The following is a 26,955-nucleotide window of genomic DNA, read 5'->3' on the forward strand; positions in this document are numbered from 1 at the left end:
GGGAACTCCTAAACACCTAGAAGTCGATCAGAATTGTGTTGATCACCATACAGCACCGCAGAGACCCGCTCGCGGAACGCGACGAACTCCGGCGCGGTGCGCAGCGCGCGCGTGCGCGGCTCACCCGCCAGTGGGACGCGCTCGTCGAGCACGATCCGCCCCGGCCGCGGCGACATCACGAGCACGCGCGTGCCGAGGAAGACCGCCTCCTCCACGCTGTGCGTCACGAGCACGGCGGTGCGGCCCGAGCCCTGCCAGATGCGGTGCAGCTCGCCCTGCATCTGCTCGCGGGTCAGCGCATCCAGCGCTCCGAACGGCTCGTCGAGCAGCATGATCCGCGGCTCCCCCGCGAGCATGCGCGCGATCTGGCAGCGCTGCTGCATGCCGCCCGACAGCTCGTACGGCCGCGCGTCCGCGAACTCGCTCAGCCCGACCGCCGCCAGGTGCGCATCCGCGCGCGCGCGCCGCTCCGCCCGCCCGACGCCGCGCATCCGCAGCCCGAACGCCACGTTGTCGCGCACGGTCAGCCACGGGTAGAGGTTCGGGTGCTGGAACACGACGCCGCGATCCGGCCCCGGCCCGGTCACGGGCGCCCCGTCGACCGCGACCACGCCGTCGGTCGCGTGGACGAACCCCGCCAGCAGCGACAGCAGCGTCGACTTGCCGCACCCGGACGGCCCGACGATGACGACCAGCTCGCCGTCCGCGATCTCCAGGTCGACGGGGCCGAGCGCCTCGACCCCGTCCCGGCGCCCGCCACCGCCGTAGCGATGGCGGACGCCGGTCAGGGCGACCGTCACCCCTGCCCCTGAGCCACCGCCGCCGCGAACTCGGGCTTGACCGCGTCGGCGTACGCGGCCTCGTCCTGCGTCCGCGGGATCTGGCCGAGGTCCTTGTTGAACGTCGCGGTCGCGAACAGCGCCTTGCCCAGGCCGCCGCCCAGCGCGTCCGCGGCGGCCTGCTCGGACGCGTCGAGGAAGATCAGGTCCTCCATCTGCGCCTTGGCCTCCGCGGGCTCCAGGTTGAGCTCGGCGGCGACCGCGGCGGCGGCCTCGTCCGGGTCGGACTCGATGAGCTTGACCGCCTTGTCCTGCTGGGCGACCCACGTCCGCACGGCGTCCGGGTGCTCCTCCGCGAAGGAGTTGGCGACCACCGCCAGGTCGTACGTCGTCTTGCCCTTCTGCGCGAGCTGCTCGGAGTCGGCGAGGATCGTCGCGCCGTCCTTGACGAGCTGCGCGAGCACCGGGTTCCACACGTAGGCCGCGTCGATGTCGCCGCGCTCCCACGCCGCCGCGATGTCCGGCGGCTCGGCGTCGATGATCTTGACGTCCTTCTGCTCCAGCCCCGCCTCCTGCAGCGCAGCCAGCAGCGAGTAGTGGGCGGTCGACGCGAGCGGCGTGGCGATCTTCTTGCCCTTGAGCTGCGCGACGTCGGTGATGCCCTCGCGCGCGGCGAGCGCCTCGGCCTTGCCGATGACGTCGTGGATCCACGGCACCTGGTACTCCAGCGGCTGCGACAGGCCGCGCGAGACCGGCGACGAACCGGCCAGGCCGATGTCGATCGAGTCGGCCGCGATGGCCTCGTTCACCGAGCCGCCCGAGTCGAACTGCTTCCACTCGATCTTCGTGTCGGGGAACGCCTGCTCCAGGTACTTCTCGTGCTTGACGACCAGATCGCCGTTGGGGATCGCCTGGTAGCCGATCACGATCGTGTCGGGGGCCTTCGCCTCGGCCGCGGGCTGGTCGCCGGCCGTGGCGGTCGAGTCGGTGTCGTCGTCGCCGCAGGCGGCGAGGAAGAGCGCGGCGGCTGCGAGCAGGGCGCCGGCTCCGCGGGCGAGGGTCATGGTCCTCCTTGTGGGGTCAGGCGGCGAGGTCATCCGTTGCCCCGCCAGGGCACGACGCGCCGCTCGACCTGCTTGACGAGCTGGTCGAGGAGCAGCGCGGTGATGCCGATCACGACGATGCACAGCACCGCCACGTCGGTCTGCTGGAACTTCTTCGTCGTCCACGCCAGGCCGCCGATGCCGGGGATGCCGTCGACGGTCTCCGCGGCCACGATCGTCGTCCACGCGAAGCCGATCGCCAGCCGCGTGCCGGTGAACACCTCGGGCAGGACGCTCGGCAGCTGGACGTGCCGCAGGACCTGCCAGCGCGAGGCGCCGAGCGCCTGCGCGGCGTGCACGCGGTCCGCGCGGATGGCCTGCACGCCGCCGACGACCGACAGCGCGATGGGCGGGAACGCGGTGAGGAAGAGGAGCCAGATCTTCGACGCGTTGCCGATCCCGAACCAGATGATCAGCAGCGAGAAGTAGGCGAGCGGCGGCAGCGAGCGCAGGAACGTCACGTACGGCTCGGCGATCACCTGGAACGGCCGGACGGTCGCGAGCAGCAGCCCGACGATCACGCCCGCGACGATGGCCAGCCCGACGCCGGCGCCGATGCGGCCGAGCGAGGCGAGCAGGTGGTCGTGGAGGTAGTAGCCGCTGAGCCCGATCTGCCCGTCGTGGACGGACTCGGACTCCACGAAGCGGTCCCACACCTGCGCCGGATCGGGCACGAAGAGGTCGGACCACACGTCGAGCTCCGCCACGAGCCACCACGCGAAGAGGAAGACCGCGAGCGAGAGCAGCCGCGCGCCGGCGCGCCGCCAGCGGCCCGAGACGCGCAGCGCCGGGCGGGCGACGATCGTGGTCATGCGGCGATGCGGCGCGCGAGGCCGGCGCTCGCGGTCGCGCGCAGGGCCCAGCCGTTGTGCTCGATCCAGCCGCCGAGGAACGCCGCGGCGTCCGCGACGTCGGCCTCGGAGGCGGCGATGGCGCTCGTCGGCGTGGTGGCCCCCAGCTCCAGGAGCAGCGGCCGCAGGTGCACGTCGGCGGCGAGCGCGTGCTGCGCGCCGGCGAAGACCATCAGCGGCACCGCGACGACGCCGTCGAGCGCGCCCGGGCCGTAGCCGTCGAGCAGCGTCTTGAGCAGGCCGGTGTACGTCGCCTTGTAGGTCGGCGACGCGAAGACCGCGACCGTCGCACCGGCCACCGTCGCCCGCAGCGCGTCGGAGTCCAGCCGCGGCTCGGCCAGGTCGAGCAGCTCGACCGACGCCTGGCCCTCCAGCGCGACCGCGATCGTGCGCGCGGCGTCGAGGGCGAACGCGGCAGTGCGGGAGCCCGGCCGCGGGTTCCCGCTCACCGCGACGACGTGCGCGCTCACGCGGCGACCTCCACGGCCGCGGCGTCCTCCGCGAGCAGCCCGCGCCGGCGCAGCTCGGGGATCAGGCCCTCGCCCGCCCGGTACGCCTCCTCCAGGTGCGGATAGCCGCTGAGCACGACCTCCTCGATGCCGAGGTCGTGGTACTCGGCGATGCGGTCGACGACCTCCTGATGCGAGCCGACGAGGGCCGTCCCCGCGCCGCCGCGCACGAGGCCCACACCGGCCCAGAGGTTGGGCGAGACCTCGAGGGCGTCCGTGCGCCCGTTGTGGAGCGCGACCATCCGCCGCTGCCCCTCGGACTGCGAGGAGCGCAGCTTGGCCTGCGCGCGTTCGATCTCCTCCGTGGACAGCCCGCGCACGAGCCGGTCGGCCTCCGCCCACGCCTCGTCGGCCGTGTCGCGCGTGATCACGTGGAGCCGGATGCCGAACCGCACGTCGCGGCCCTCGCGCTCCGCCGCCGCGCGTACGCGCGCGAGCTTCTCCTCCACCTGCGCCGGTGGCTCGCCCCAGGTCAGGTAGACGTCGACGTACTTCGCCGCGGTCTCGATCGCCGCCGGCGAGGAGCCGCCGAGGTAGATCGGCGGGCGCGCCGGCGGGTCCGGCACGAACGCGCCCTCGACCCGCAGGTGGTCGCCGGCGAAGTCGTACTCGCGCTCCCACGCCTCGCGGAAGACGTGGAGGAACTCGCCGGCCTGCGCGTACCGCTCGTCCTTCGACAGCCAGTCGCCGAACCGGTGCTGCTCGACGTCGTCGCCGCCGACCACGATGTTCAGCAGCAGGCGGTTGCCGGTGACCCGCTGGTACGTCGCCGCCATCTGCGCGGCGAGCGTCGGGGAGAGGAACGACGGCCGGAACGCGACGAGGAACTTCAGCCGCCGCGCGTGCTGCGCGATCGCGCTCGTCAGGACCCAGGGATCGGGGCACCAGGACGAGATCGGCGTCAGCGCCGCCTCGAAGCCGGACTGCTCGGCCGCCCGGGCGATCGTCGCCAGGTACTCGAGCGACGCCTCGCGCTGGTGGTGCTGGCCCTCCGCGCCCGGCCGGTAGCCGACCGCGTCGCCGTGGCTCAGGTCGCTGCGCGAGTCGCCCGTCGTGGGCAGGAACCAGTGAAGCTTGACGGCCATCAGGGCGCCGCCGGCAGGTCGAGGACGCCGGTGTCGACGATCGACTGGAAGTCGACCGGGCTCGGGAGCACCTTCTCGTCGGAGAGCAGGTCGGCCAGCTCCTGCTGGCGCGCGACGATCTCCTCGTCGACCGGGACGATGTCGGAGACCTTCACGCGCGCCGTCGCCCGCGTGACCTCCTTGTCCAGGCCCGACTCCTTCGCCCACGCGTCGCCCCACTCGTCGGGGTGCGTGCCGGCCCACTGCCACGCCTTGGCCAGCCGCGCGACGTAGTCCTTGATCGCTGCGCGCTTGGCATCGTCCTCGAGCGCCTTGCTCGACGCGATCTCGAAGCCGTAGCCGTGCTCGTCGGGCTCGCCGCCGGTGATGCCGCGCGCGCCGAGCTGCTTCTGGGCCTGGATCGTGAACGGGTCCCACACGGTCCACGCGTCGACGGCGCCGTTCTTGAACGCCGCGAGGCCGTCGGCCGGCGGGAGGAAGACGAGCTCGACGTCCTTGCCGGACAGCCCGACGCGGTGCAGCGCGTTGAGGAGCAGGCCGTGCGCGGACGAGCCCTTCGGGACCGCGACCTTCTTGCCCTTCAGGTCCTCGACCTTGCGGATCGCGGAGTCCTTGGGCACCAGGATCGTGTTCTCCTGGGCGTCGCGCTCCCGGACGGCGGCGATGATCTTGAAGTCGCTGCCCGCGGCGGCGCCGAAGATCGGCGGCGTCGAGCCGACCCACGCGAGATCGATCTTGTCCGCGCCCGCGGCCTCGACGAGCGGCGGGCCGAACTGGAAGGTCGAGAACTCGACGTCGTACGGGGCGCCCTTCAGCGCGCCGGTCTGCTCGAGCACCGCGCGGATGCCGTCCTTCTGGACGCCGACGCGGAGCGTGACGCGCTCCTTCGACGACGCCGAGCCGGTGGCCGCGGCGGTCTCGCCCTCGTCGTCGCCGCACGCCGCGAGGGCGAGCACGGGGACGAGGGCGAGCAGGGCGAGTGTTCGAGGCATGTCAGTTCTCCTGGTCGATGACGCCGAGGCGGCTGAGGAGCTCGCGGCGCCTGGCCACGAGCTGCGGGTCGTCGCGCCGGCGTGGGCGCGGGAGGTCGAAGGGCTCGTCGACCGCGATGCGGCCGCCGTCGATGAGCAGGACGCGGTCGGCGAGCAGCAGCGCCTCCTCCACGTCGTGGGTCACGAGCAGGACCGCGGGCCCGTGCTTGCGCCACAGCGTGTCGACGAGCCTCTGCGCCTCGATGCGGGTGAGCGCGTCGAGGGCGCTGAACGGCTCGTCGAGCAGCAGCAGGTCGGGCTCGCGGACGAGCGCGCGGGCCAGCGCGACGCGCTGACGCTGGCCGCCGGACAGCTCGCGCGGCCAGGCCTGCTCGCGTCCCGCGAGGCCGACCTCGGCGAGCGCGGCGGCGGCGCGGCCGCGCGGATCCTCCCCACGCAGGCCGAGCGCGACGTTGTCGAGCGCGCTGCGCCACGGGAGCAGGCGCGGGTCCTGGAAAACGACGGCGGGCGCGCTGCCGGTGCGGACGTCGCCGGTGGCGCCGCGGTCGAGTCCGGCGAGGAGCTTGAGGAGCGTCGTCTTGCCGCTGCCCGAGCGGCCCAGCACGGCGACGAACTCGCCGCGCGTGATCTCGAGGTCGAGCGCGTCGAGGACGACCGTGCCGTCGAAGCCGCGGCTGACCTCGCGGAGCGCGACGACGCTCATGCGTCCCGCCACCGCAGCGCGCGCCGCTCGAAGCTGCGCACGATCGCGTCGGTGATGAGGCCGAGCGCCGCGTACGCGAGCAGGCCGACCACCACGATGTCCGTCCGCAGGAAGTCGCGGGCGTTGTTGATCATGTACCCGAGGCCCTCGGACGCGTTGATCTGCTCGGCGACGATCAGCGCCAGCCACGCGACGCCCAGCGACTGGCGGAAGCCGACGAGCGCGCCGGGCAGCGCGCCCGGGACGATCACGTGGCGGAAGTACACGGCCCGCGTCAGGCGGAGCGTCGCCGCCGCCTCGCGCAGGTCGGGGTCGATGCTCCGCAGCGCCGCGACGAGGTTGAGGTACAGCGGGATGACGACGCCGAGCGCGACGAGCGTGACCTTCGGCGTCTCGCCGATCCCGAACCAGAGGATGAAGAGCGGCACGAGCCCGAAGAGCGGGAGCGTGCGGATCATCTGCATCGGCGGGTCGACGACCGCGTCGCCGATCCTGCTGAGCCCCGCGATCGTGCCGAGGACGATCGCCGCGATGGTGCCGATGGCCAGCCCGATCAGCGCCCGCTGGAGCGAGACGAGCAGCGCGTCGGGGAGCTCGCCGCTGCTGGTCAGGTCGCGTGCCGTGGAGGCGAGCGAGGAGGGCGAGGCGAGCGTGTCCTCGGGCAGCACGCCGGTCGCGGACGCGAGCTGCCACAGGAGCAGGATCGCGATCGGGCTGAGGATCCGTGCGGAGGGCACGAAGCGGCGCCCGCGGGCGCGCAGGCCCCGCGGTACGGCGTTGCGGGCCGCGGCACCGCTGGTGGCTGCGGCGGCGGCTGTGGGCGTCGTCGCTGACATCGGCGCGAAGAGATATCACAATCTCGATCACCTTTATGTACTTTGTCTCCATGACCCGTCGCTTCCTCGTTCTTCACGGCTGGCAGAACCACCGCCCGCCCGAGCACTGGCAGCACTGGCTCGTCGAGCGCCTCCGGGCCCGCGGCGAGCAGGTGCTGTACCCCCAGCTCCCGGCGCCCGACGAGCCGGTCCTCGACGAGTGGATGGACGTCCTGCACGACGAGCTGCGGATGCTCGGCGACGGCGAGCGCATCGTGATCGCGCACTCGCTCGGCTGCCTGCTCTGGCTCCGCCACGCCGCGCACGCCCGGGGTGTTCGGCCGATCGACCGCCTGCTGCTCGTCTGTCCGCCCTCGACGAGCACGCTCCCGCCGGCGCTCGCGCCCTTCTTCCCCGCCCCCGGCGACCGCGAGGCGCTCGCCACGTCGGTCGCGCGCCGCCCCGAGCTCGTCTGCACCGACGCCGACCCGTGGTGTCCCGAGGGCGCCGTCGCGGTGTACGGCGACGCGCTCGGGTGCGATGTCCACGTCGTCTCCCAGGGCGGCCACCTCGACATCGAGGCGGGCTACGGCGCGTTCCCCGCGGTGGAGCAGTGGGCGCTGACCGGCGCCTTCCCCGCCAGATCTCCCACCAGCGCCGCCGCCTAGCCGAACCACCAGGCCTCTTCGAGACGCGAGTGACCGCCTCCTCCCTGGAGCGGGACCCGGCGGTCCCTCGTCCGTCCTGCGCCCGCGAGGCGTCAACCGGTTCCGGGGCCACCGACGGAAACCGTCATCTCACCCCGCGCACAGCACCGAGACGTCACCTACCGTCGCCAGGCGACGGTCAACGACATCTCGACGCACGTCAGGCCACGAGATGGCGGTTTCCGTCGGCACGCGAGCAACGGTGACCAGGGACCGGGCGCGCGTCAGGCCCGCCGTCCAGCGGCGACGATGTGCGCGACGAGGGCGTCGGTGGCCCCGCGGGCGTCGACGCGGCGGCGCAGGTGCGCGGGCAGGTCGCGGGCCGAGTCGCGCTGCAGCTCGAGGTACCGCTCGACCGCCGCGGTCGCCGTCGCGCGGCTGCGGTCGCGCGGGTCGAAGCCCATCGCGCGCAGGAACTCCGGCACGGTGCGGTCGCCGACGTAGCGGGCCCACGCGCCGTCGTCGTGGCGCGGCTCGACCGCGCCAAGCGGCGCGTCGTGCAGGACGCCCGCGTGGTACAGGAGCGGCGACGTGTCCTGCCCGGCGTGCAGGCCGAGCACGTCGCCGAACAGCACCGTGTGGTCGCCGCCCTCGACGACCCGCGCGACACGGCACTCCAGCGCGGCGTGCGCGCCGTGCAGCAGCGGCGCGCCGTGCTCGCCCGGGTCGTACGCGACGCGGGCGAACTTCCCGGCGCCGCCCTTGCCGGCGAACTGCCGGGCCAGCGCGCCGTGCTCCGCCGCGAGGATGTTGACGCCGAACGGGCGCCCCTCCTCGGCGAGCGGGTCGTGGCTCTCGCTGCGCTTGTCGACGCAGACGAGGATCATCGGCGGGTCGAGCGAGAGCGACGTGAACGCGCTCGCGGTGAACCCGCGCGGCGAGCCGTCGTCCTCGTGGAAGGTCACGACGGTCACGCCGGTGGCGAACCGGCCCAGCGTCGCGCGCAGATCCGCCCGCGACAGCTCGACCGTGGCGGTGGAGGAGCCGTGGAAGTCGACCATCCCGATCGAGAACACATGATTCCCGATCGGGTTGGTGCACAATCCGTCCGGCGGCTCAGACGAGCGACGCCGCCACGTCCTCCAGCGCGTCCATCGACTCCTGCATCCCGGCCTCCATGCCGGAGTCGATCACGATGTCGCGGATCGCCTTCGACGGGTACTCGCACAGCATCTCCAGCCGCGTGCGGTCGCCGTCGGCGATGAACGTGATCGTGTTGAGCCCGGCACCGGCCTCGGCCTCCTCGGGCGTGCCGGCGCCCTCGTAGACCTCGGTCATCACGAGCCGCTCCTCGGGGACGATCTCGCGGAACTCGCCGTGGAAGCCGACCTCGAAGCCGCCCTGCGCGGTCATGAGGTAGCGCCACCTGCCGCCGACGCGCAGGTCGATCTCCGCGCTCACGCCCTCGCCGCGCTTCGCACCCCACCACCGCTGCACCAGCTCCGGCTCGGTGTACGCGCGCCACACGAGGTGGCGCGGGGCGTCGAACTCGCGGACGATGAGGATCTGCTCGTCCTGGGGCAGCGTCACGACTGCCGTCGCACTACTGGGCATCGCCCTCTCCTTCTTCTCGCTTCAGGTCCTCGAGCACGTCGTCGAGGGCCTCGAACCGCTCCTCCCACAGCCGGGCGTAGGAGCTGACCCAGTCGTGGATGGGCTTCAGGGCGCGCCCGTTGATCCGGTACAGCCGCTGCCGGCCTTCGTCGCGCACCTCCACCGCCCCCACTTCCCGCAGGACCCGCAGGTGCTTGGAGACCTGCGGCTGGGCCAGCCCGAGCTCGCGCACGAGGTCGTTGACGGGACGCTCGCCGCCCGCCAGGACGTCGAGGATGTCCCGCCGCCGGGGCTCGGCGATCACGTTGAACGCGTCCGTGGTGGTCGCTGCTCGGGCCATGGCGCGCATCGTATTCCCATATCGGAATATCTGTCAAGCCCTGGCGCCAGCGGGTGAGACGTGCATACATGCATGTCTCCAGGGGAACCTTCCCGCGCAACGCATGAGCGTCCACCGGATCGAAGCCCTCGACGACGTCGGCCGCCAGCTCCACGAGGCGGCGACGCGCCTGCCGCCGCGCCGCTTCCCCCGCCTGCGCCAGCTGCTGCGACACCTGATGTGCACCACAACAGTGCGGTAACCCCGCGGTAGCGCCGATCGGGTATACAGTCGAAAGCTGATCAGCTTTCCTTCCGAAGGAGTACCCCCATGGCGCTGACGATCGGCGACACCGCCCCGGACTTCGAGGCGGACACCACCGAGGGTCGCATCAAGTTCCACGACTGGATCGGCGACGGCTGGGCCGTCCTGTTCTCGCATCCGCGGAACTTCACGCCCGTCTGCACGACCGAGCTCGGCTACATGGCCTCGATCAAGCCCGAGTTCGACAAGCGCGGCGCGAAGATCATCGGCCTCTCGGTCGACCCGCTGGAGAACCACGAGAAGTGGGCCCAGGACATCGGCGAGACGCAGGGCACCGCACCGAACTACCCGCTCATCGCGGACACGGACTTCACGGTCTCGAAGGCCTACGGCATGCTGCCGGCCGACGTCGAGGGCGACCCGACGGGCCGCACCCCGGCCCAGAACGCAACGCTCCGCAACGTCTTCGTGATCGGGCCGGACAAGAAGGTCAAGCTCGTCCTCATCTACCCGATGACGACCGGCCGCAACTTCGACGAGGTCCTCCGCGTCCTCGACTCGCTCCAGCTCACGGCCAACCACCAGGTCGCGACGCCCGCCCAGTGGCAGCCGGGCGAGGACGTCATCATCGCCGGCTCGGTCTCGGACGAGCAGGCGAAGGAGAAGTACCCGGAGGGCTGGGACGCGCCGCGCCCCTGGCTCCGGATCGTCCCGGCGCCGAACGGCTCGAACTAGTAGCCCGGCCACCTGCCGCCGCCGCGCTGCCTGGAACCGGTGGCGCGCGGCGGCGGTTTGCGTGAAGATGCTGGCGCGTGACCGCCGTCCTGCCCGCCGCGCTGGCGCTCATCATGGCGAGCCTCGGCCTGACGCTGACGCTCGCCGACTTCCGCCGGGTGGTCACGCAGCCGCGGGGCGTGCTGATCGGACTCGCGAACCTGTTCTTCATCGCGCCGCTGCTCGCGTTCGCGGTGGCGGAGCTGTACGGGCTCGAGCCGCTGTTCGCCGTCGGGCTCGTACTGCTGGGCGCCGCGCCGGGCGGGACGATGGCGAACCTGCTCACGCACCTCGCGCGCGGCGACACGGCGCTGTCGATCACGATGACCGCGCTGAGCAGCGTGGCCGCCGCGGTCACGGTGCCGCTCTACCTCGCGCTCGCCGTCGCGCACTTCGACGCGCCGATCGACGACGACGTGCGGGCGGTCGGGATCGCCGCGCAGGTGCTCGCGATCACCGTCGTCCCGCTCGGGCTCGGGATGCTCGTCCGCGCGCGCCGCACCGCGTGGGCCGACGCGCACCAGGAGCGGGTCAAGCGCCTCGCGCTCGTCGCGTTCCTCCTGGTGGTCGTCGGCGCGGTGATCTCCGAGTTCGAGGAGGTCAGCGACCACGCCGGCGAGCTGGCCGCCGCCGCGCTGACGCTCAACGTCGCCGCGATGGCGCTCGGCTTCGTCACCGCGCGGCTCGCCCGGCTCGACCTCGCGCAGTCGACCGCGGTCGCGATCGAGCTCGGGCTCCACAACGCGTCGCTGGCGATCGGGGTCGGCACGCTCGTCGCCGACGAGCTGACGATCCCGGCCGCGGTCTACTCGAGCTTCATGTTCCTCACCGCGGGCGCGTTCGCGCGCGTCATGCACCGGCGGAACGTCGCGGGCCAGGCGGGGCTGGAACCAGCGCCCGTGCCAGCCACGCCGCCAGCGCGGTCGTGAGCGGCACCGCCAGGATCAGCCCGATCGACCCCACGAGCATCGCGACGACCTCGCCGGCGACGCTTTCCCGGTTCACCGCGTCGCCGAACCCGATGCCGCCCTGCTCGAAGATCAGGAGCACCGGCAGCGCCGCGCCGACGTAGGCGAGGACGAGCGTGTTGACCGTCGCGCTCAGGTGGTCGCGGCCGACGCTCAGCCCTTCGCGGAACAGCTCGCGCCCGCGCAGCAGCGGGTTCGCGCGCCGCAGCGCGAGCACCGTCGACGCCTGCGAGACCGTCACGTCGTCGAGCACACCCAGTGCTCCCACGACGATCCCGGCGAGGACGAGCCCCTCCAGCGACAGCGTGCTCCCGCCCGACGCGTTGAGGAGCGTCGCCTCCTCCGACGACGCGCCGGTGATGTGCGCGAGGCCGACGAACAGCACGGCGAGCAGCGCGGTCGCCAGCAGCGACGCGGCCGACCCCAGCACCGCCGCGACGCTCGTCACCCCGAGGCCGTGCGCGAGCCCGACCGTCAGCAGCATCACCGCCAGCGCGCCGACGAGCGCGACCGCCAGCGGCGCCGAGCCGTCGAGGATCGCGGGGACCATGAACTGCGTCACGACGAGCAGCGAGAGGGCGAGCCCGGCCAGCGAGCGGACGCCCTTCCACCGCCCGAGCACGACGACGAGCGCGACGAACACGAGCGCGAGCCACACCAGCGGCGCGCGCCGCTCGAAGTCCGCGAACGCGTACTCGTCGACGTCCGCCCCCTCGGGCGCCTGGTTGCGCGCCAGCCGCACGGTGTCGCCGGGCCCGACCTCGGGCGCGACGTCGGTGCCCGACAGCGTGAGCGTCGTCCGCCGCCCCGCCCCGGGCCCCTCGGTCAGCGTCGCCTCGACGATCTGGCAGGGGACGTCGCGCGACAGCTCGCACCGCTCCCGCACGACCCGGTCGACCTCCGCCGCGTACGTCGTGCCGCTCCCCGCCCAGTCGTTGCCGCCGGAGCGCTCGCCGGACGGCCAGAGCGCGAGCAGCCCGGCGATCACACCCGCCACGAGCAGCACGAGCGCGGCGGCGACGACGCGGCCCGCCGGGCGCTCCCAAAGCAGGTCGAGCAGCGCGCGGGGACCGAGCGAAGGGCCGCTGTCGTGGTGGTGGTGGTGATCGTGGGCCACGCGGCGGTGCACCCTAGTTCACGACGACTTCACAGCCTTCCCCGCCGCGCCGTGAAGCCTTCCGCTGATGGAACCCACCTCCGTCCCCGCCGCACCCGACGCCGCCCAGCCCGAGGGCGACGCCCCGGCGGGTCACACCCGGCGGACCTTCGTCCGGGGCATCGCCGCCAGCGGCGCCAGCACGGTCGCCGCCACCTCCGTCCTCAGCGCCGCCGGCGTCACCGACCTCTTCGGCGGCGAGGAGGCCGAGGCGGCCAAGCTCAAGCCGCCCACGCCGCTCTCCGACTTCAAGGCGATCGCCGCGTCGAGCGCCGACCAGCTGCAGGTCCCCGAGGGGTTCCGCGCCTACACGCTGATCGGCTACGGCGACGAGTTCGCCAACACCGACGGCACCGTCTACCGCTACGGCTACAACAACGACTACCTCGCGTTCTTCCCGCTGAACGGCTCGAACGACGAGGGCCTGCTCTTCGTCAACCACGAGTACCCGTCGCCGTTCTTCCAGAACGGCTTCAAGCCCGTCCAGGGCCAGCCGGCGACGCAGACGAAGACCGACGCCGCGATCCACGAGGAGATCGAGTCGGTCGGCAACTCGATCCTCCACGTCAAGCGTGCCTCGGAGGACCACCGCTGGGAGGTCGTCTCGCCCTCCAAGTACAACCGCCGCGTCTTCGGCGGCGACGTTCCGGGCATGCCCGACACGCCGCTCGACATCACGGGCCCGCTCGCCGGCCCGCGCGACGTCGTGCTGCAGGCCGCCGTCCCGGGCTCCCGCGCCGCGACCGTCGCGATCGGCACGCGCGCCAAGGGCACCGTCGGCAACTGCTCTGGCGGCATCACGCCGTGGGGCACCGCGCTCTCCTGCGAGGAGAACTACGACTCGTACGGCTACCCGCTGCCCGGCGGCTACGGCTGGGGCCAGGTCGACCCGGACGAGTACGACCCGACCACCGGCGCCTCCAACGAGAGCCGCCTGTACGGCTGGGTGTGCGAGCACGACCCGTACGACCCGTACTTCACCGGCCGCAAGCACACCGCCCTCGGCCGCTTCCGCCACGAGAACACGGCGTTCCGCGCGGAGGAGAACAAGCCGTTCGTGCTCTACATGGGCGACGACCAGACCAACCAGGCGGTCTACAAGTTCGTCTCCTCGCGGTCCTACACCCCGGACTCGCGCGACCACAACCTGCGCATCCTCAGCGAGGGCACGCTCTACGTCGCGCGCTGGGCGCCGGAGGGTCGCCGCCGCTTCGCCGCCGACGGCGACGTCGACCCGGTCACCCCGACGTCGGGGACGGGCGAGTGGGTCGAGGTCCACGAGTGGGAGCTCCACGACACCCGCCTGATGCTCGGCGGCTTCCCGTCCGCAGCGGCCTCGCCCGCGTCGAACCGCCGCGCCGCCGGGGTCACCGACCCGGCCGCCGCCAACTACTCCGGCCGCTTCAACTTCGTCAACGGCGACGGCGTCAACGAGTGGGACACCCACTTCGCGACGAACCGCCCCGAGGACGTCGAGGTCGACGTGGACGGCACGGTCTACATCGCGTTCACCAACAACTCGGCGGTGAAGGACCAGCACGGCGCGATCCGCAGGCTCGTCGAGGACGGCAACGACGCGACCGCGCTGACGTTCACGTGGGAGGACTACGCCGAGGGCGGCCCGACGGGCCGCGCCGACGCGGGTGAGCAGGGCTTCTCGTCCTGCGACAACCTCGTGATCGACCAGGCCAGCAACGTGTGGACGGTGACCGACATCTCGTCGTCGTCGCTCAAGGGCTCCACCAGCGCGAAGACGTGGTACGACTACCACGGCAACAACGCGGTGTTCATGATCCCGCGCAGCGGCCCGAACGCCGGCGTCGCGTTCCGCTTCGCGAACATGCCGATCGAGGCGGAGGGCACCGGCCCGTACTTCACGCCCGACGAGCGGACGCTGTTCATCAACGTCCAGCACCCGGGCGAGGTGACCGCCGACCGGCCCGAGTCGGTGTACGGCGATCCCACGACGTACCGCAGCTACTGGCCGGAGGGGAACAAGACGACGGGCCTGAACCCGTCCACCCCGATCCCGACCACGGTGGCGATCGAGAGGGTGCCCGAGTGGCTGCCTGACGCGCCGCCGCAGAACACGATCCCGCCGCAGCCGCAGCCCCAGCCCGGGCAGCCGCCGAAGCCGAACAAGCCCACCGCGTCGCTGCCGTCGTCGGCGAGCGTGGCGACGTTCCTGACGCAGGGCACGCTGGTGACGGTCTACGCCGCGAACGCGGGCACGATCGTCGTGCGACTGACGGCCAAGCTCCCGCGCGTCGGCCGCCGCGGCACCGCGACGGTGACGATCGCGCGGGCCGAGCGGCGCGTGACGAAGGCGGGCACCTACAAGGTCCGCGTCAAGCCGGGCCGCCTGATGCGCGCGCGCATCCGCTCCGCCGCCAAGGGCAAGTCCCTGACGGCGACGCTGACCGCGCTCGTGCCGGGCACCAAGAAGGCGCTGAAGGACACGATCAAGCTCCGCGGCTAGGCCGTGCGCTCGACGCCGCGCGCCCGCTCCGGGGCGCGCGGCGCGAGGCGCCGGCCGGGCAGGAACCGGACGTGCAGGTGGTCGTCGTCGGGGTCGCGGGCGACGACCGCGCGGACGCGGTAGACGCGCTCGATCAGCGCCGGCGTGAGCACGGCCTCGGGCGTGCCGGCGGCAACGACGCGGCCGTCTTGGAGCACCACGACCGCGTCGCAGTAGAGCGCCGCGAGGTTGAGGTCGTGGAGCGCGACGACGGTGGTGATCGGCAGCTCGCTCACCAGCGTCATGAGGTCGAGCTGGTGGTGCACGTCGAGGTGGTTCGTCGGCTCGTCGAGCAGCAGCTCGGTCGGCTCCTGCGCCAGCGCCCGCGCGATCTGCACGCGCTGGCGCTCGCCGCCGGAGAGCGTGTGCCACGGCTGCGCGAGCCGGTCGGCGAGGTCGGTGCGCGCGATCGCCTCGGCGACCGCCCGGTCGTCGGCCGCGCTGCGCCCCGTCCACGCGCCGCGGTGTGGGATGCGGCCGAGCCGGACGACGTCGAGCACGGTGATCTCCACGTCGGTCGTCGCGTGCTGGTCGACCACCGCGAGCCGGCGCGCGACGTCGCGCCGCCTGAGCGTCCCGAGCTCCCGCCCGTCGAGGAGGACCGCGCCGCCATCCGGCCGGCGCAGTCCCGCGAGCAGCCGCAGCAGCGACGACTTGCCCGAGCCGTTCGGCCCGAGCAGCCCGAGCGTGCCGCCCCGCGCGACGTCCAGCGAGACGCCGTCCACGATCAGCCGGCCGCCCGCCGACCAGCGCACGTCGCGCGCCGCGACGCTCATGCGCTCCGCCCGCGACGGCGGTAGAGGATCGCCGCGAACGCCGGGACGCCGACGAGCGCGGTGACGACGCCGACCGGCAGCTCCTGCGGGTCGAGCACCGTCCGCGCCGCGGTGTCGACCCACACGAGGAAGATCGCGCCCACGAGCGCGGTGGCGGGCAGCAGCATGCGGTGGCCCGGGCCGACGAGCAGCCGCGCCGCGTGGGGCAGCACGAGCCCGACGAACCCGATCGCGCCCGCCGCGCTCACGAGCGTCGCGGTGAGCAGTGCCGTGACGACGAGGAGCAGGCCGCGCAGCCACGCGACCGGCACACCGAGCCCGGCGGCGGCGTCCTGCCCGAAGCTGCACGCGTCGAGCGCCGGGGCCTGCGCGACGCACACCGCCATCGCGACCGCCGCGACCGCGCCCGCCACGAGCACGTCGCCGTAGTCCGCGCCCGCCAGCGAGCCGAGCAGCCAGAACAGCACCCCGCGCGTCTGCTCGGCGTCGGCGGACGAGGTGACGATGAACGACGTCAGCGCGCTGAACAGCTGCGTGCCCGCGACGCCCGCGAGGACGATGCGGTCGGTCCCGCCACCCGCGCCCGCCGCGAGGAGCAGCACGAGCCCGAACGCCACCAGCGCGCCGATGAAGGCGCCGGCGCTCAGCGACACCGCGCCGCCCCCGATCCCGAGCACCACGACGAGCACCGCGCCGGTCGACGCGCCAGAGGAGATCCCGAGCACGAACGGGTCTGCCAACGGGTTGCGCAGCAGCGACTGCATGATCGCCCCGCACAGCGCCAGCCCCGCGCCGCACACCGCGGCGAGCAGCGCGCGCGGGAGCCGCAGCTCCCACACGATGCCGTCCTGGATGCGCGTCACGCCGGCGTCGCCGCTGACCCCCAGGTGCTCGCCGACCACGCGCGCGACGTCGCCCGCCGACAGGTCCGCCGGGCCGATCGCGATCGACGCCGCCAGCGACGCGAGCAGGACGGCGAGCCCCGCCGCCCACGCCGCGACGCGGACGGCGAGGCGGGCCGGGGCCGGCAGCGCGACCGCCGGGCGGACGTCAGGGGCGAGCTCGTGCACTACCGCGCCAGCCCGAGCCGGCGCAGCCCGGCCGCCAGCTTCTCGACACCGTCGACGGTGCGGAGCGACGGGTTCAGGTCCGCCCCGTTCATCGCCACGTAGCGTTTCTTGCGCACCGCGGTCAGCCGGCGCGTGACCGGGTTGCGCTCGAGGAACCGCACCTTCGCGTCGAAGCTCTCCGCGGACTGCTGGCGGCGCGTCAGGTCGCCCAGCACGAGCACGTCCGGGTCGCGCTCGGCGACGCTCTCCCAGCTGACCTGCGGCCACTCGTCGTGGGTGTCCGCGAAGACGTTCTCGACGCCGACCGCGCGCGAGATGATGCCCGACGAGCCGCAGCAGCCGGCCATGTACGGCGCCTTGGAGTTGGCGAACCAGAAGGCCACGGTGACGCCCGGCCTCGCGACGTCGCCGGACGCCGCCGCGAGCCGCCGCCGCAGGTCGGCGACGACCTGCTCGCCGCGCTCCTCGACGCCGAAGATCCGCGCCAGCTCGCGCACCTCGTCGTAGATGACCTCGATCTTCAGCGGCTTCGAGCGCGGGCCGTCGCCGCTGCCGCCGCCCGGCCGGTCGGTGCACTCCGACGGGGCCATGTAGGTCGGGACGCCGAGCTGCGCGTACTTCGCGCGCCGGTCCGGATCCTCGCCGTTCAGCGCGAAGCCGAACGACGCCGTGACGAGGTCGGGCTCGCGCGCCAGCACGCGCTCGAACGAGGGCGCGTCGTCGCTGAGCCGCTCCACCTTCGCGTTCTCCGCCGCGAGGTTCTCCCGCACCGGGTCGGTCCACGTCGCGGTGCCCACCATGCGGTCGGCCAGGCCGAGCGAGAGCAGCACCTCGGTCGAGCCCTGGTTGACCGACACCGCCCGCTGCGGCGGAGCGTCGACCGTCACCGTGCGGCCGCAGTTGCGCAGCGTCATCGGGTAGTCGGCGGCGCTGGGCGCCGCGGCGGCCGTCTCGCTCTCGTTCTCCCCACATCCGGCCAGGGCCACAGCGGCCACGGCGACGACGAGGACCTGCACCAGCCGCGAGCGCATCGCGGTCTCCTTCGATCAGAGGGCCCGTACGCGGAGCCCGTTTGGCGTGATCCGGCCGGTCGCGCACGAGCGTGCACGGCGGGCCGCAAGCCAGCAGGTCTTCGGGCTCGGGATCGTCCGGACGCGGCGCCTTCCCAGCCTGCCGGAGCAGGCCAGTGGCGTGTCGCCGCCTCCGTCTCCCATACCGCTGCGCGTCAGCTCCGGCTTCTCACCGGATTCCCTGACCCAGGGTGGGTACGACTGGCTCGCGGCAGGACCCTACACGACGGCGGCGGGGACCCAAGCGTCCATGCCCGGCTCAGCCATCGCGCGCCACGCGTCGGGGCCGGCGCTCAGCTCCGCGTCGGTGAGCAGGCAGGCGTCGAGGCGGGCGCGGATCGCGGGCTCGTCGAGGTCGGTGCCGATGAAGACCAGCTCCTGCACGCCGTCGCCGGGCCGCTCCCACATGCCCGCCGGACCGACGGTCAGGACGCCGCCCGCCTGCGACCACTCGCCCGCGAGGTGCGGCCGGTCGGCGAGCCAGAAGAAGCCCTTGGCGCGGATGACGCCCTCCCACGGCGCCTGCATCAGCCGCCAGATCCGCTGGGGGTGGAACGGGCGGCGGGCGCGGTAGGCGAACGAGCCGATGCCGTACTCCTCGGTCTCCGGCTGCTCCTCGCCGCGCATGACGCTCAGCCACCCGGGCGCGTTGGCGGCGCGCTCGAGGTCGAAGCGACCGGTACCGACGACCTCGCTCACCGGCACCTCGCCCCGCACCGCGCCGATCACCGTCGCGGCCGGGTTGAGCGTGCGGATGACCGCCGCGGTGCGCTGCAGCGTCTCGTCGCCGGCCAGGTCGGCCTTGTTGAGCACGATCACGTCGGCGAACTCGACCTGCTCGACCAGGAGGTCGACCACCGCGCGGTCGTCCTCGTCGGACAGCCCGAGCCCGCGCGTGGCGAGGTCGTCGTGGCCCGCGCACTCGTCGAGGAACGTCGACGCATCGACGACGGTGACCATGGTGTCGAGCCGCGCGAGGTCGCTCAGCGCGACGCCGTCCTCGCCTGGGAAGGTGAACGTCTCCGCGACCGGCATCGGCTCCGAGATGCCGCTCGACTCGATCAGCAGGTGATCGAACCGCCCCTCCCGCGCCAGCCGCGCGACCTCCACGAGCAGGTCCTCGCGCAGCGTGCAGCAGATGCACCCGTTGCTCATCTCGACCAGCCGCTCCTCGACGTGGTCGATCGACGCGTCGCCGCGCGCGACGAGCTGCGCGTCGACGTTGATCTCGCTCATGTCGTTGACGATCACGGCGACGCGCAGCCCTTCGCGGTTGCGCAGGACGTGCTCGAGCAGGGTGGTCTTGCCGGCGCCGAGGAAGCCCGACAGGACGGTCACGGGGAGGCGTGGGAGGTCCATGCCTCCCACGCTACCAAAATGAGATCTATTCTCAGTTTGAGCGCCGTCTGGATTTCGGGGCGAAGCGAACGGGCACCCCGTCCCATGCCCCACCACCTCCCGATGACCAAGCTCGACGCGCTCCGCGCCGAGTACCGCGAGCTGATCGGCTCGATGGAGTACGCGTTCGCGATGGGCCACTCGCACACGCTCGGCACCGACCCGCGGCTGACCGCGATCCGCGAGCACGCCGCCGATCTGCGCGCGCGGATCGCGGAGCTGACGGAGGGTGGCGGGCCGGATGCGCCGGCCCGCTCCCCCGCCTGACGAACCGCCCGCGGCCTACGCGGGCAGCGGGATCGGCCGGGCGTTCTTCAGCAGCCCGTGCGGATCCAGGACGAACTTCTTCGAGGCGCCGCCGTCGAAGTCGGCGTAGCCCTGCGGAGCGTCGTCCAGGTTGATGACCGTCGCGTTGACGGCCTTCGCGATGTGCGCGCGCTCGGCGAGGATCGCCTCCATCAGCCCGCGGTGGTACCGCATGACCGGGCACTGGCCGGTGACGAACCGGTGCGACTTGGCCCAGCCGAGGCCGATGCGGATCGACAGCGAGCCGACCTTCGCCTCCTCGGTCGCCGCGCCCGGGTCGCCGGTGACGTAGAGCCCCGGGATGCCGAGCTGGCCGGCGGCCTTCGTGAGGTCCATCAGCGAGTTGAGGACCGTCGCCGGCGCCTCCTCGCCCGCGTGCGAGCCGTGCCCGTGGGCCTCGAACCCGACCGCGTCGACGCCGCAGTCGACCTCCGGCACGCCGAGGATCTCCGCGATCTGGTCCTTCGGGTCGCCCTTGGAGACGTCGATCGTCTCGCAGCCGAAGCTGCGGGCCTGCGCGAGCCGCTCTGGGACCAGGTCGCCGACGATGACGACCGCCGCCCCGAGGATCTGCGCCGAGTGCGCCGCCGCGAGCCCGACGGGCCCGGCGCCCGCGACGTACACGGTGCTCCCGGTGCCGACGCCCGCGCTCACGCAGCCGTGGTAGCCGGTCGGGAAGATGTCCGACAGCATCGTGAGGTCGAGGATCTTCTCCATCGCCTCGTCCTTGTCGGGGAACGGCAGGAGGTTCCAGTCCGCGTACGGGACCATCACGAACTCCGCCTGGCCGCCGACCCAGCCGCCCATGTCGACGTAGCCGTACGCCGAGCCCGGCCGGTCCGGGTTCGTCGTCAGGCAGACGCCGGTGTGCCCCTCCTTGCAGTTGCGACAGCGGCCGCAGGCGATGTTGAAGGGCGTCGAGACGATGTCGCCCTTCTTGATGAACTCGACGTCCCGGCCGACCTCGATCACCTCACCGGTGATCTCGTGGCCGAGGATCAGCCCCTCCGGCGCCGTGGTGCGGCCGCGGACCATGTGCTGGTCGCTGCCGCAGATGTTCGTCGCGACGATCCGCAGGATCACCCCGTGGTCGCACTTGCGCCCCACGTTGTCGGGGTGGACGCCCGGCCCGTCCTGCAGCTCGAGCTTCGGGAAGTCGATCGACTGGACCTCGACGCGCTTGGGGCCCATGTACGCGACGCCATGGTTGTCCGCCATGTGCGTGCTCCTCTCCCGCCCGGACCCGGAGCTGGTCGCCCCTGCGCTTCAGCCCGGGCGTCAGGTGTGGACTACCACTCGGCCGCCGCCATGGCAAGGTCGAGGAAGTGTCTGCCGCGTTCGGTGAAGTCGCGGTAGGCGTGGTAGCTCGGGGCGGCGGGGGAGAGCAGGACCGTGGTGCCGAACGTCGCGCGGCGGTGAGCCTCCGCGACGGCTTCGTCGAGATCGGCGCAGGCGGCTGCGCGCGCGTCCGGGACGCCCGCCTCGCGCGCCGCCGCGAGCAGCCGCGCGCCAGTGGGAGGAACGGCGAGCAGCGTGACGTCGGGACGGCGCGCCAGCTCGGCGGCCAGCTGCGCGAAGTCCTGCTCGCGGTCGGTGCCGCCGGCGATCAGCACGAGGTCGCGGCCGGGGTAGGCGGCGAGCGCCGCGAGCGTCGACTCGGGCGTGGTGGAGATCGAGTCGTCGACCCAGTCCACGCCGTCGCGCGTTAGCACGGTCTGGAGGCGGTGCGGGAGCGGCTCCAGGCCGGTGAGCGCGGCCGCGAGGTCCGCCGGGCGCGGGAGGCCGGCGGCGTCGAGGGCGGCGAGGGCGGCGCAGAGGTTCGCGGCGTTGTGGCGGCCGCGGAGGGGGAGCGCGTCGGCTGCGACGTGCACGCCCGCGCCGTCCGCGATCCCGCCGTCCCTCTCGACATGCCAGCCTTCCGGCGTCTCGAACACGACCCGCAGCGCGGTCCGGCTCGCCGCCGCCACGGCCTCCGCGTCGGCCGGGCGCAGGACGCAGGTCGCGACCCCGGGCAGGCTCAGCAGCCGGAGCTTCTCGCGCCGGTACGTCTCGACGCTCCCGTGCCAGTCGACGTGCTCGCCGTAGAGGTTCGTCATCACCGCGATCTGCGGGCCGGCCGGCAGGTCGGCGATCTGGTAGCTCGACAGCTCGAGCACGACCCACGTGTCGGGGCCGGCGACGTCGAGCAGGTCGAGTGCCGGGCGGCCGATGTTGCCTGCCAGCTCGACCGGCACGCCGGCGGCGCGCAGCAGGTGCGCGGCGGCGGTCGCCGTGGTCGACTTGCCCTTCGTGCCGGTGATGCCGATGACGCGCTGCGGGCCGTGCTCGGCGAGCCACAGGCCGGTCGGCGTCGTGTGGGGGATGCCGCGGGCCGCGAGCGTGCGCAGCTCGTCGCGGTGGATCGAGACACCGGGGGAGCGGACGACGACGTCGCACGCGCCGAGCGCCGCGACCGCCTCCGCGCCCGGGCCGGTGACGCGGGGCGCGAACGCCGCGACCTCGTCGGGCAGCTCCTCCGCGTCGGGCGCGTCGAGCGCGACCGCCGCGATGCGCGCGCCCGGCAGCCGCCGCGCGAGCTGGGTCGCGAACGAGCGGATCTCGCGGCCGAGGCCCCAGACCCCGACCGTGCGGCCGTCAAGCTCCGAGAAGCGCATGCACGTCGTCGAGGAGCTCGTCGGGCACGCCGTGCTCGTCGCTCAGGCGGAAGTAGGCGTCCGGCTGGGTGCTCGCGGCCCCGTCGAAGCGCGGGAGCACCTCGGCCGCCAGCCGCTTGACGTTCGCCTGGTCGCGCCAGCGCGGGTCGGCGGCCAGGAGGCGGATCGCGGCGACGCTCTCCTCCACCTCGCCGACGCACTCCCACGGCTTCAGCCCGCCGGTCGCGGTCAGCTGCGCGAACCCGTCGTACTGCGCGCGGTCCTCGAGCATCGCGCCGCCGAAGATGCGCTCCAGCGCGTCGGGGTCGAGGAACGGCGCGAGGACGAGGAACACGAACCGGCACTTGTCGCAGTCGCGGCACCAGTGGGTGAGGCGGCGGCTGGGGTCGATCGTGAAGCTGCGGTTGCAGCTCGTGAAGGCCGGGTGGTACGCGTCGAGCTGGGCGAACGCGCGGGCGATCGCCAGCTCCGACGCCGGGCGGACGATGGAGAAGAGCTGGAGGCCCGGAGCGCTCTCGGCGAGCGCGGCGGCGAACATCCGCTCCACCAGCGCGCTCTTGGAGAACTGGTGGTTGACCTCGACCCCGTCGAACGCGACGTTGCCGAAGTTCGCGCTGCGCTCGTTCGCCAGCGCGACGGCGTCGAAGCCGTGCAGGGCCGCCGTGAGCAGCGCGACGCACGAGACGATCGCGGTGATCGGGACGTGCCCGTTCAGCGCGCCCTGCCCGTTGAGCTCGATCAGGTGGGAGGAGATCCGGCGGCGGACGAGCAGCCGCGGGAGCTGGGCGACCTCGACCGTGGCGTCGATGGGCTTGGCGGTGTTGACCGAGAAGAGCGCGAGGTCGAGACCCGAGCGGCGGACGATCTCGATCGCGACCGCGGAGTCCTTGCCGCCGCCGACGGGGACGAGCACGCGGCGCAGCTCCCCACGCCCTTGCTCGCCGGCCGCTTCGCGCGCGGGCGCGCGCGGGAAGACCGGTCGCGGCAGATGCGGCAGCGCGTTGCGGTACGCGAACTCCCCCAGCCCCTCGCTGTAGAGCGCCTCGAGCAGGTCGGCCGCCGCGGGCGTGGGCTGCCGGTCGCCGTCGATGGCCACGCGGGGCGGCACGGCGGTCTTGTAGTAGCTGACGCCGGCGGTCCAGTGGAGGAGGTCGAGGATCGCCTCGACCCGCGGGTCGCCCTCCGGGATGCCGCCGTCCGGGACGGGCACCTCGTACACCTCGACGAACTCGTGCGCGTCGTCGAGCGCGTACCGCAGCTCCACCCGCCCGTCACCGTCGATCGAGCGGGAGACGAACCGGAACGTGCTGTACGCGGTGGGGTCGAACCGCTCGGTCTCGGGCACGCGTCAAGGGTACGAGCGCCGCGCCACGCGCCGCACGTGCCGCTTGACACGACCGGTAGCGTTCCCGCGCCAATGCTCGCCTACCTGAAGCGCCACCACATCGGCCTCCTCGCGCTCTTCGTCGCGCTGGGCGGCACGTCCTACGCGGCGGTGCAGCTGCCGAAGAACAGCGTCGGGTCGGCGCAGATCCGCAAGAGCGCGGTGAGCGAGTCGAAGCTCGCGAGCTCCGTGCGGAAGAAGCTCGACGCGAAGTCGACCGCCGGAACGCGCGGCGCGACCGGCGCGACCGGCCCGGCCGGCGCCACCGGCCCCGCGGGCGCGACCGGGGCGCAAGGTCCCGCCGGCCCGCAGGGGGAGCCGGGGCTGCAGGGGGTCCAGGGCCTGCAGGGCGTCGCCGGGCCGCAGGGCGAGCCCGGGCCGGCCGGCATCTCCGGCATCACCGTGGCGGGGTCCGACATCACGAACCCGACCGTCTCGCCGATCCTCGTCGGCTACGGCACGACCATCACGCTCGACGAGCCCGGCCGGATCTTCGTGCAGCTCAGCGGGTCGTTCCGCCTCGACTGCGCCGCCGGCAGCGCCACCCACTGCACGCGCAGGTTGGGTGTCACGATCGACCGGGACACCCCGGCCGCGCGCAACGCCCGCGGCGTCTTCTACGTGGTCTCCACGCCGAAGGGGCAGTCGAACGAGGAGTTCATGCTCGCGAGCGGCATCACGCCGGACGTCCCGGCCGGAACGCACACGCTCCACGTCACCGAGGAGGTGGTCGGCACCAACACGGGCAAGGACAGCACGAACGTCCGACTGCTCGCGTTCGTGGTCGACTGAGCGCGGCGGCGCCAAGTCGGGCGTTCGTGACTGAACGCACGTCCACGCTGGTCGCCTGACCCCCTCAACATCCCGGCGGCTCGTCCGACCTGCGGAGAGCTATGCCTTCGTTCGTCGCGCGGCCGGCCCGCGCTCTCACCGGGTCCCTGCGTGCGCGCATGCTGACCTACCTCCTCCCCGTCGTCGTGCTCGCGCTCGCGGCGCTAGCCACGCTGGCGATCACCAGCGCGACCGACCGCGCACGGGAGGACGCGGTCGAGAAGATGGGCCAGACCGCGGCCGCGGACGCCAACGCGTTCGACGCCGAGGTCGCGTCCAAGATGACGTCCGCGCAGGCCCTGGCGACCATGGTCGAGGGCGACCGCGGCCAGAGTCGCGCGGCCGTGCTCGACGACGTGCGCCGGCTCGGCGTGCGCGACCGCTCGCTCATGTCGTTCGGGTTCGTGTTCGAGCCGAACGCGTTCGACGGCGCCGACGCCGCCCACCGTGGCGACGAGGCGACCGGCGCGATGAAGGACGGCCGCTTCGGCACGTACTTCTCGCGCGAGGGCGACAAGCTCGCGTTCCACCCGCTGAGCAAGCCGCCGACCGACGACGACGCCTTCTACGCGCAGCCGCGTGACGAGGGCCGTGCGGTGGTGAACGAGCCGTACGCCTGGGACGGCATCGTGTGGACGAGCTACGCGGTGCCGATGTACGCCGGCGACCGCTTCATCGGCGCCGCGAGCGTCGACGCGACGCTCGACCAGCAGCACGCGGCCATCAGCAAGCGCAAGATCCTCGATTCCGGCTACGCGATGCTCGTCTCCAACGGCGGCATCCTCGTCTCGGCGCCGGACAAGAAGCAGCTCGGCACCGGCACGCTCACCAAGCTGGCCGAGAAGGACGGCAGCGGGGAGCTCGCGCAGATCGCCGCCGCCGTGAAGGCCGGCCGCGCCGCGCACGCCGAGACGACCGACCCGTTCACCGGCAAGGACGTCCTCGTCAGCAGCGCGCCCGTCGCCACCGGCAAGTGGGCGTACCTGACCGTCGCGCCGATGGACGAGGTGCTCGCCGACGCCGCCGCGCTGCGGACCAAGCTCATCGTCGTCGCGCTCGTCCTGCTGCTCGCCGCGGCCGCGATGATCGTCTTCGTCGCCCAGCGCCTGGCCAAGCCGGTGCAGGAGGTGGCCGCGGCCGCCGAGCGCCTGGCCGAGGGCGACACCGACGTCGCGCTCGACGTGCGCTCGCACGACGAGGTCGGCCGGATGGCCCGCTCGTTCGAGGCCATCGTCGACTACCAGCGCGACATCTCCGGCGCGGCCACGAAGGTCGCCGGCGGGGACCTGACGGTGGAGATCACGCCGAAGTCCGAGCGCGACACGCTCGGCAACGCGTTCTCCGCGCTCGTGACCGACCTGCGCTCGATCCTCGGCCAGGTGACCGGCACCGCCGGCACGGTCAACAGCGCGTCGCAGCAGATGGCGGCGACGTCCGACGAGACCGGCCGCGCGGTCGGTGAGATCGCGGCCGCCATCGGCGAGGTCGCCAGCGGCGCCGAGCAGCAGGCGCGCCAGATCGACGAGATCCGCATGGTCGCCGACGACACCGTGACCGCCGCGACCCAGAGCGCCGAGCGCGCCGCCGAGGCCGCGGAGGCCGCCGTCGCCGCCCGCGACGTCGCGCAGGAGGGCGCCGACACCGCCACCGCCGCCACCGCCGCGATGGACGCCGTCGCCCGCTCGTCGGAGGCTGTGGACGTCGCGATCTCCGACCTCGCCACGCGCAGCGAGGAGATCGACACGATCGTCCAGACCATCAGCGGCATCTCCGAGCAGACGAACCTGCTCGCGCTCAACGCGGCGATCGAGGCCGCCCGCGCCGGCGAGCAGGGCCGCGGGTTCGCGGTCGTCGCCGAGGAGGTCCGCAAGCTCGCCGAGGAGTCGCAGAACGCGGCCGCCGAGATCACCGAGCTCGTCCGCCAGATCCAGGCGGGGACCGAGACCGCGGTCCAGGCCGTGGGCGAGGCCCGCGAGCACTCCGCGGACGGCACGACCCGCGTCGCGGCGACCCGCGAGGCGTTCGAGCGCATCGTCGGGACGGTCGAGGGCGTCGGCGAGCGGGTCCGCGAGATCCGCACGACCGCCGAGTCGATCGCGACGGACGCGCACCGGATGCAGGAGCAGATCGCCGAGGTCGCCGCCGTGAGCGAGCAGTCGTCGGCGAACGCCCAGGAGGTCTCGGCCTCGACGGAGGAGTCCTCGGCGTCCGCGGAGGAGATCGCCGCGTCCGCGCAGGCGCTCAGCCGCACGGCCGAGGACCTCGACCGGCTCGTCGGGCGCTTCACGCTCACCGACTGACCGCCCCGCGCGGCGACGCGCGAGGCCTGCAGGAACGACGAAGGCCCGCCAGATCGGCGGGCCTTCGTG

Annotated in this window: 27 protein-coding genes and 1 riboswitch; of the genes, 8 read left to right on the forward strand and 19 right to left on the reverse strand. The window is 73.2% G+C overall.

The window, feature by feature from the left end; translation table 11 throughout:
* Positions 1–8: 8 nt before the first annotated feature.
* From AC1UE5_RS25770 to AC1UE5_RS25805, 8 genes are read right to left on the reverse strand one after another with little or no spacing between them, the layout of a single operon-like run.
* A complete protein-coding gene (locus tag AC1UE5_RS25770) occupies positions 9–800 on the reverse strand; it encodes an ABC transporter ATP-binding protein (protein WP_482928805.1) in 792 nt (263 codons plus the stop codon).
* Positions 797–1,843 carry a taurine ABC transporter substrate-binding protein gene (locus AC1UE5_RS25775; RefSeq protein ID WP_482928806.1) on the reverse strand — a complete coding sequence of 349 codons (1,047 nt, stop codon included), beginning with the start codon at positions 1,841–1,843 and terminating at the stop codon, positions 797–799. The genes AC1UE5_RS25770 and AC1UE5_RS25775 overlap by 4 nt, the downstream gene beginning before the upstream one ends.
* A 29-nt stretch (positions 1,844–1,872) precedes the next feature.
* Entirely contained in the window at positions 1,873–2,694 is an 822-nt protein-coding gene (locus tag AC1UE5_RS25780) for an ABC transporter permease (protein ID WP_482928807.1), read from the reverse strand.
* Positions 2,691–3,203 carry an NADPH-dependent FMN reductase gene (locus AC1UE5_RS25785; RefSeq protein ID WP_482928808.1) on the reverse strand — a complete coding sequence of 171 codons (513 nt, stop codon included), beginning with the start codon at positions 3,201–3,203 and terminating at the stop codon, positions 2,691–2,693. Before AC1UE5_RS25785 ends, AC1UE5_RS25780 begins: the two co-directional genes overlap by 4 nt.
* Positions 3,200–4,327, reverse strand: a complete 1,128-nt coding sequence (locus AC1UE5_RS25790; RefSeq protein ID WP_482928809.1) for an LLM class flavin-dependent oxidoreductase — start codon at positions 4,325–4,327, stop codon at positions 3,200–3,202. Before AC1UE5_RS25790 ends, AC1UE5_RS25785 begins: the two co-directional genes overlap by 4 nt.
* The gene (locus AC1UE5_RS25795; RefSeq protein WP_482928810.1) at positions 4,327–5,319 is read right to left on the reverse strand and encodes an ABC transporter substrate-binding protein; all 993 of its coding nucleotides are present in this window, start codon (positions 5,317–5,319) and stop codon (positions 4,327–4,329) included. Before AC1UE5_RS25795 ends, AC1UE5_RS25790 begins: the two co-directional genes overlap by 1 nt.
* 1 nt (position 5,320) lies before the next feature.
* The gene (locus tag AC1UE5_RS25800; protein ID WP_482928811.1) at positions 5,321–6,022 is read right to left on the reverse strand and encodes an ABC transporter ATP-binding protein; all 702 of its coding nucleotides are present in this window, start codon (positions 6,020–6,022) and stop codon (positions 5,321–5,323) included.
* Entirely contained in the window at positions 6,019–6,858 is an 840-nt protein-coding gene (locus AC1UE5_RS25805) for an ABC transporter permease (protein ID WP_482928812.1), read from the reverse strand. The genes AC1UE5_RS25800 and AC1UE5_RS25805 overlap by 4 nt, the downstream gene beginning before the upstream one ends.
* 50 nt (positions 6,859–6,908) lie before the next feature.
* Between AC1UE5_RS25805 and AC1UE5_RS25810 the strand changes: the two genes are divergently transcribed.
* Positions 6,909–7,505 (forward strand): RBBP9/YdeN family alpha/beta hydrolase, encoded by a 597-nt coding sequence (locus AC1UE5_RS25810; RefSeq protein WP_482928813.1) that lies wholly within the window; start codon positions 6,909–6,911, stop codon positions 7,503–7,505.
* 263 nt (positions 7,506–7,768) lie between these two features.
* Here the strand turns inward: AC1UE5_RS25810 and AC1UE5_RS25815 are convergent, their stop codons facing one another.
* The 3 genes from AC1UE5_RS25815 to AC1UE5_RS25825 are packed head-to-tail and all read right to left on the reverse strand — an operon-like array spanning position 7,769 to position 9,438.
* Positions 7,769–8,560, reverse strand: coding sequence for a flavin reductase family protein (locus tag AC1UE5_RS25815; RefSeq protein ID WP_482928814.1), 792 nt, complete (start codon positions 8,558–8,560; stop codon positions 7,769–7,771).
* Between the two features lie 40 nt (positions 8,561–8,600).
* A complete protein-coding gene (locus AC1UE5_RS25820; RefSeq protein WP_482928815.1) occupies positions 8,601–9,098 on the reverse strand; it encodes an SRPBCC family protein in 498 nt (165 codons plus the stop codon).
* Positions 9,088–9,438: an ArsR/SmtB family transcription factor gene (locus AC1UE5_RS25825; protein WP_482928816.1), complete on the reverse strand. Its 351-nt coding sequence runs from the start codon at positions 9,436–9,438 to the stop codon at positions 9,088–9,090. Before AC1UE5_RS25825 ends, AC1UE5_RS25820 begins: the two co-directional genes overlap by 11 nt.
* Positions 9,439–9,541: 103 nt before the next feature.
* Between AC1UE5_RS25825 and AC1UE5_RS25830 the strand changes: the two genes are divergently transcribed.
* The 3 genes from AC1UE5_RS25830 (at position 9,542) to AC1UE5_RS25840 (ending at position 11,384) form a co-directional block, all read left to right on the forward strand.
* Entirely contained in the window at positions 9,542–9,679 is a 138-nt protein-coding gene (locus tag AC1UE5_RS25830; protein WP_482928817.1) for a hypothetical protein, read from the forward strand.
* Positions 9,680–9,747: 68 nt separating this feature from the next.
* Entirely contained in the window at positions 9,748–10,416 is a 669-nt protein-coding gene (locus tag AC1UE5_RS25835; protein ID WP_482928818.1) for a peroxiredoxin, read from the forward strand.
* Between the two features lie 77 nt (positions 10,417–10,493).
* Positions 10,494–11,384, forward strand: coding sequence for a bile acid:sodium symporter family protein (locus tag AC1UE5_RS25840; protein WP_482928819.1), 891 nt, complete (start codon positions 10,494–10,496; stop codon positions 11,382–11,384).
* Here the strand turns inward: AC1UE5_RS25840 and AC1UE5_RS25845 are convergent.
* On the reverse strand, positions 11,305–12,540 hold the full coding sequence (locus AC1UE5_RS25845) for a YibE/F family protein (RefSeq protein ID WP_482928820.1): 1,236 nt from the start codon (positions 12,538–12,540) through the stop codon (positions 11,305–11,307). The genes AC1UE5_RS25840 and AC1UE5_RS25845 overlap by 80 nt on opposite strands.
* Positions 12,541–12,607: 67 nt before the next feature.
* On the opposite strand from AC1UE5_RS25845, the gene AC1UE5_RS25850 reads away from it, so the two are divergent.
* The gene (locus AC1UE5_RS25850) at positions 12,608–15,058 is read left to right on the forward strand and encodes a PhoX family protein (RefSeq protein ID WP_482928821.1); all 2,451 of its coding nucleotides are present in this window, start codon (positions 12,608–12,610) and stop codon (positions 15,056–15,058) included.
* Here AC1UE5_RS25850 and AC1UE5_RS25855 read toward each other — a convergent pair.
* The 4 genes from AC1UE5_RS25855 to AC1UE5_RS25870 form a co-directional block, all read right to left on the reverse strand.
* Positions 15,055–15,873, reverse strand: coding sequence for an ABC transporter ATP-binding protein (locus AC1UE5_RS25855; protein WP_482928822.1), 819 nt, complete (start codon positions 15,871–15,873; stop codon positions 15,055–15,057). The genes AC1UE5_RS25850 and AC1UE5_RS25855 overlap by 4 nt on opposite strands.
* The gene (locus AC1UE5_RS25860; RefSeq protein ID WP_482928888.1) at positions 15,870–16,904 is read right to left on the reverse strand and encodes a FecCD family ABC transporter permease; all 1,035 of its coding nucleotides are present in this window, start codon (positions 16,902–16,904) and stop codon (positions 15,870–15,872) included. The genes AC1UE5_RS25855 and AC1UE5_RS25860 overlap by 4 nt, the downstream gene beginning before the upstream one ends.
* Positions 16,905–16,942: 38 nt before the next feature.
* Positions 16,943–17,974, reverse strand: coding sequence for an ABC transporter substrate-binding protein (locus tag AC1UE5_RS25865; protein ID WP_482928823.1), 1,032 nt, complete (start codon positions 17,972–17,974; stop codon positions 16,943–16,945).
* A gap of 75 nt (positions 17,975–18,049) precedes the next feature.
* Positions 18,050–18,234, reverse strand: a riboswitch (cobalamin riboswitch).
* Positions 18,233–19,372 (reverse strand): GTP-binding protein, encoded by a 1,140-nt coding sequence (locus AC1UE5_RS25870; protein WP_482928824.1) that lies wholly within the window; start codon positions 19,370–19,372, stop codon positions 18,233–18,235. It overlaps the preceding riboswitch by 2 nt.
* An 84-nt stretch (positions 19,373–19,456) precedes the next feature.
* Between AC1UE5_RS25870 and AC1UE5_RS25875 the strand changes: the two genes are divergently transcribed.
* Positions 19,457–19,678 (forward strand): hypothetical protein, encoded by a 222-nt coding sequence (locus AC1UE5_RS25875; RefSeq protein ID WP_482928825.1) that lies wholly within the window; start codon positions 19,457–19,459, stop codon positions 19,676–19,678.
* A gap of 15 nt (positions 19,679–19,693) precedes the next feature.
* Here AC1UE5_RS25875 and fdhA read toward each other — a convergent pair whose 3' ends face one another.
* The 3 genes from fdhA to AC1UE5_RS25890 form a co-directional block, all read right to left on the reverse strand.
* Positions 19,694–20,935, reverse strand: a complete 1,242-nt coding sequence (gene fdhA / locus AC1UE5_RS25880) for a formaldehyde dehydrogenase, glutathione-independent (protein WP_482928826.1) — start codon at positions 20,933–20,935, stop codon at positions 19,694–19,696.
* A gap of 71 nt (positions 20,936–21,006) precedes the next feature.
* Entirely contained in the window at positions 21,007–22,371 is a 1,365-nt protein-coding gene (gene murD, locus AC1UE5_RS25885) for a UDP-N-acetylmuramoyl-L-alanine--D-glutamate ligase (protein ID WP_482928827.1), read from the reverse strand.
* The gene (locus tag AC1UE5_RS25890) at positions 22,352–23,716 is read right to left on the reverse strand and encodes a MurL-like N-terminal domain-containing (protein WP_482928828.1); all 1,365 of its coding nucleotides are present in this window, start codon (positions 23,714–23,716) and stop codon (positions 22,352–22,354) included. Before AC1UE5_RS25890 ends, murD begins: the two co-directional genes overlap by 20 nt.
* A 72-nt stretch (positions 23,717–23,788) precedes the next feature.
* Here AC1UE5_RS25890 and AC1UE5_RS25895 point away from each other — a divergent pair, with 72 nt between their 5' ends.
* Positions 23,789–24,547, forward strand: coding sequence for a collagen-like triple helix repeat-containing protein (locus AC1UE5_RS25895; protein WP_482928829.1), 759 nt, complete (start codon positions 23,789–23,791; stop codon positions 24,545–24,547).
* 158 nt (positions 24,548–24,705) lie between these two features.
* Positions 24,706–26,886, forward strand: coding sequence for a methyl-accepting chemotaxis protein (locus AC1UE5_RS25900; protein WP_482928830.1), 2,181 nt, complete (start codon positions 24,706–24,708; stop codon positions 26,884–26,886).
* Positions 26,887–26,955: the final 69 nt, after the last annotated feature.

The sequence above is a fragment of the Parviterribacter multiflagellatus genome (genome assembly GCF_056863265.1).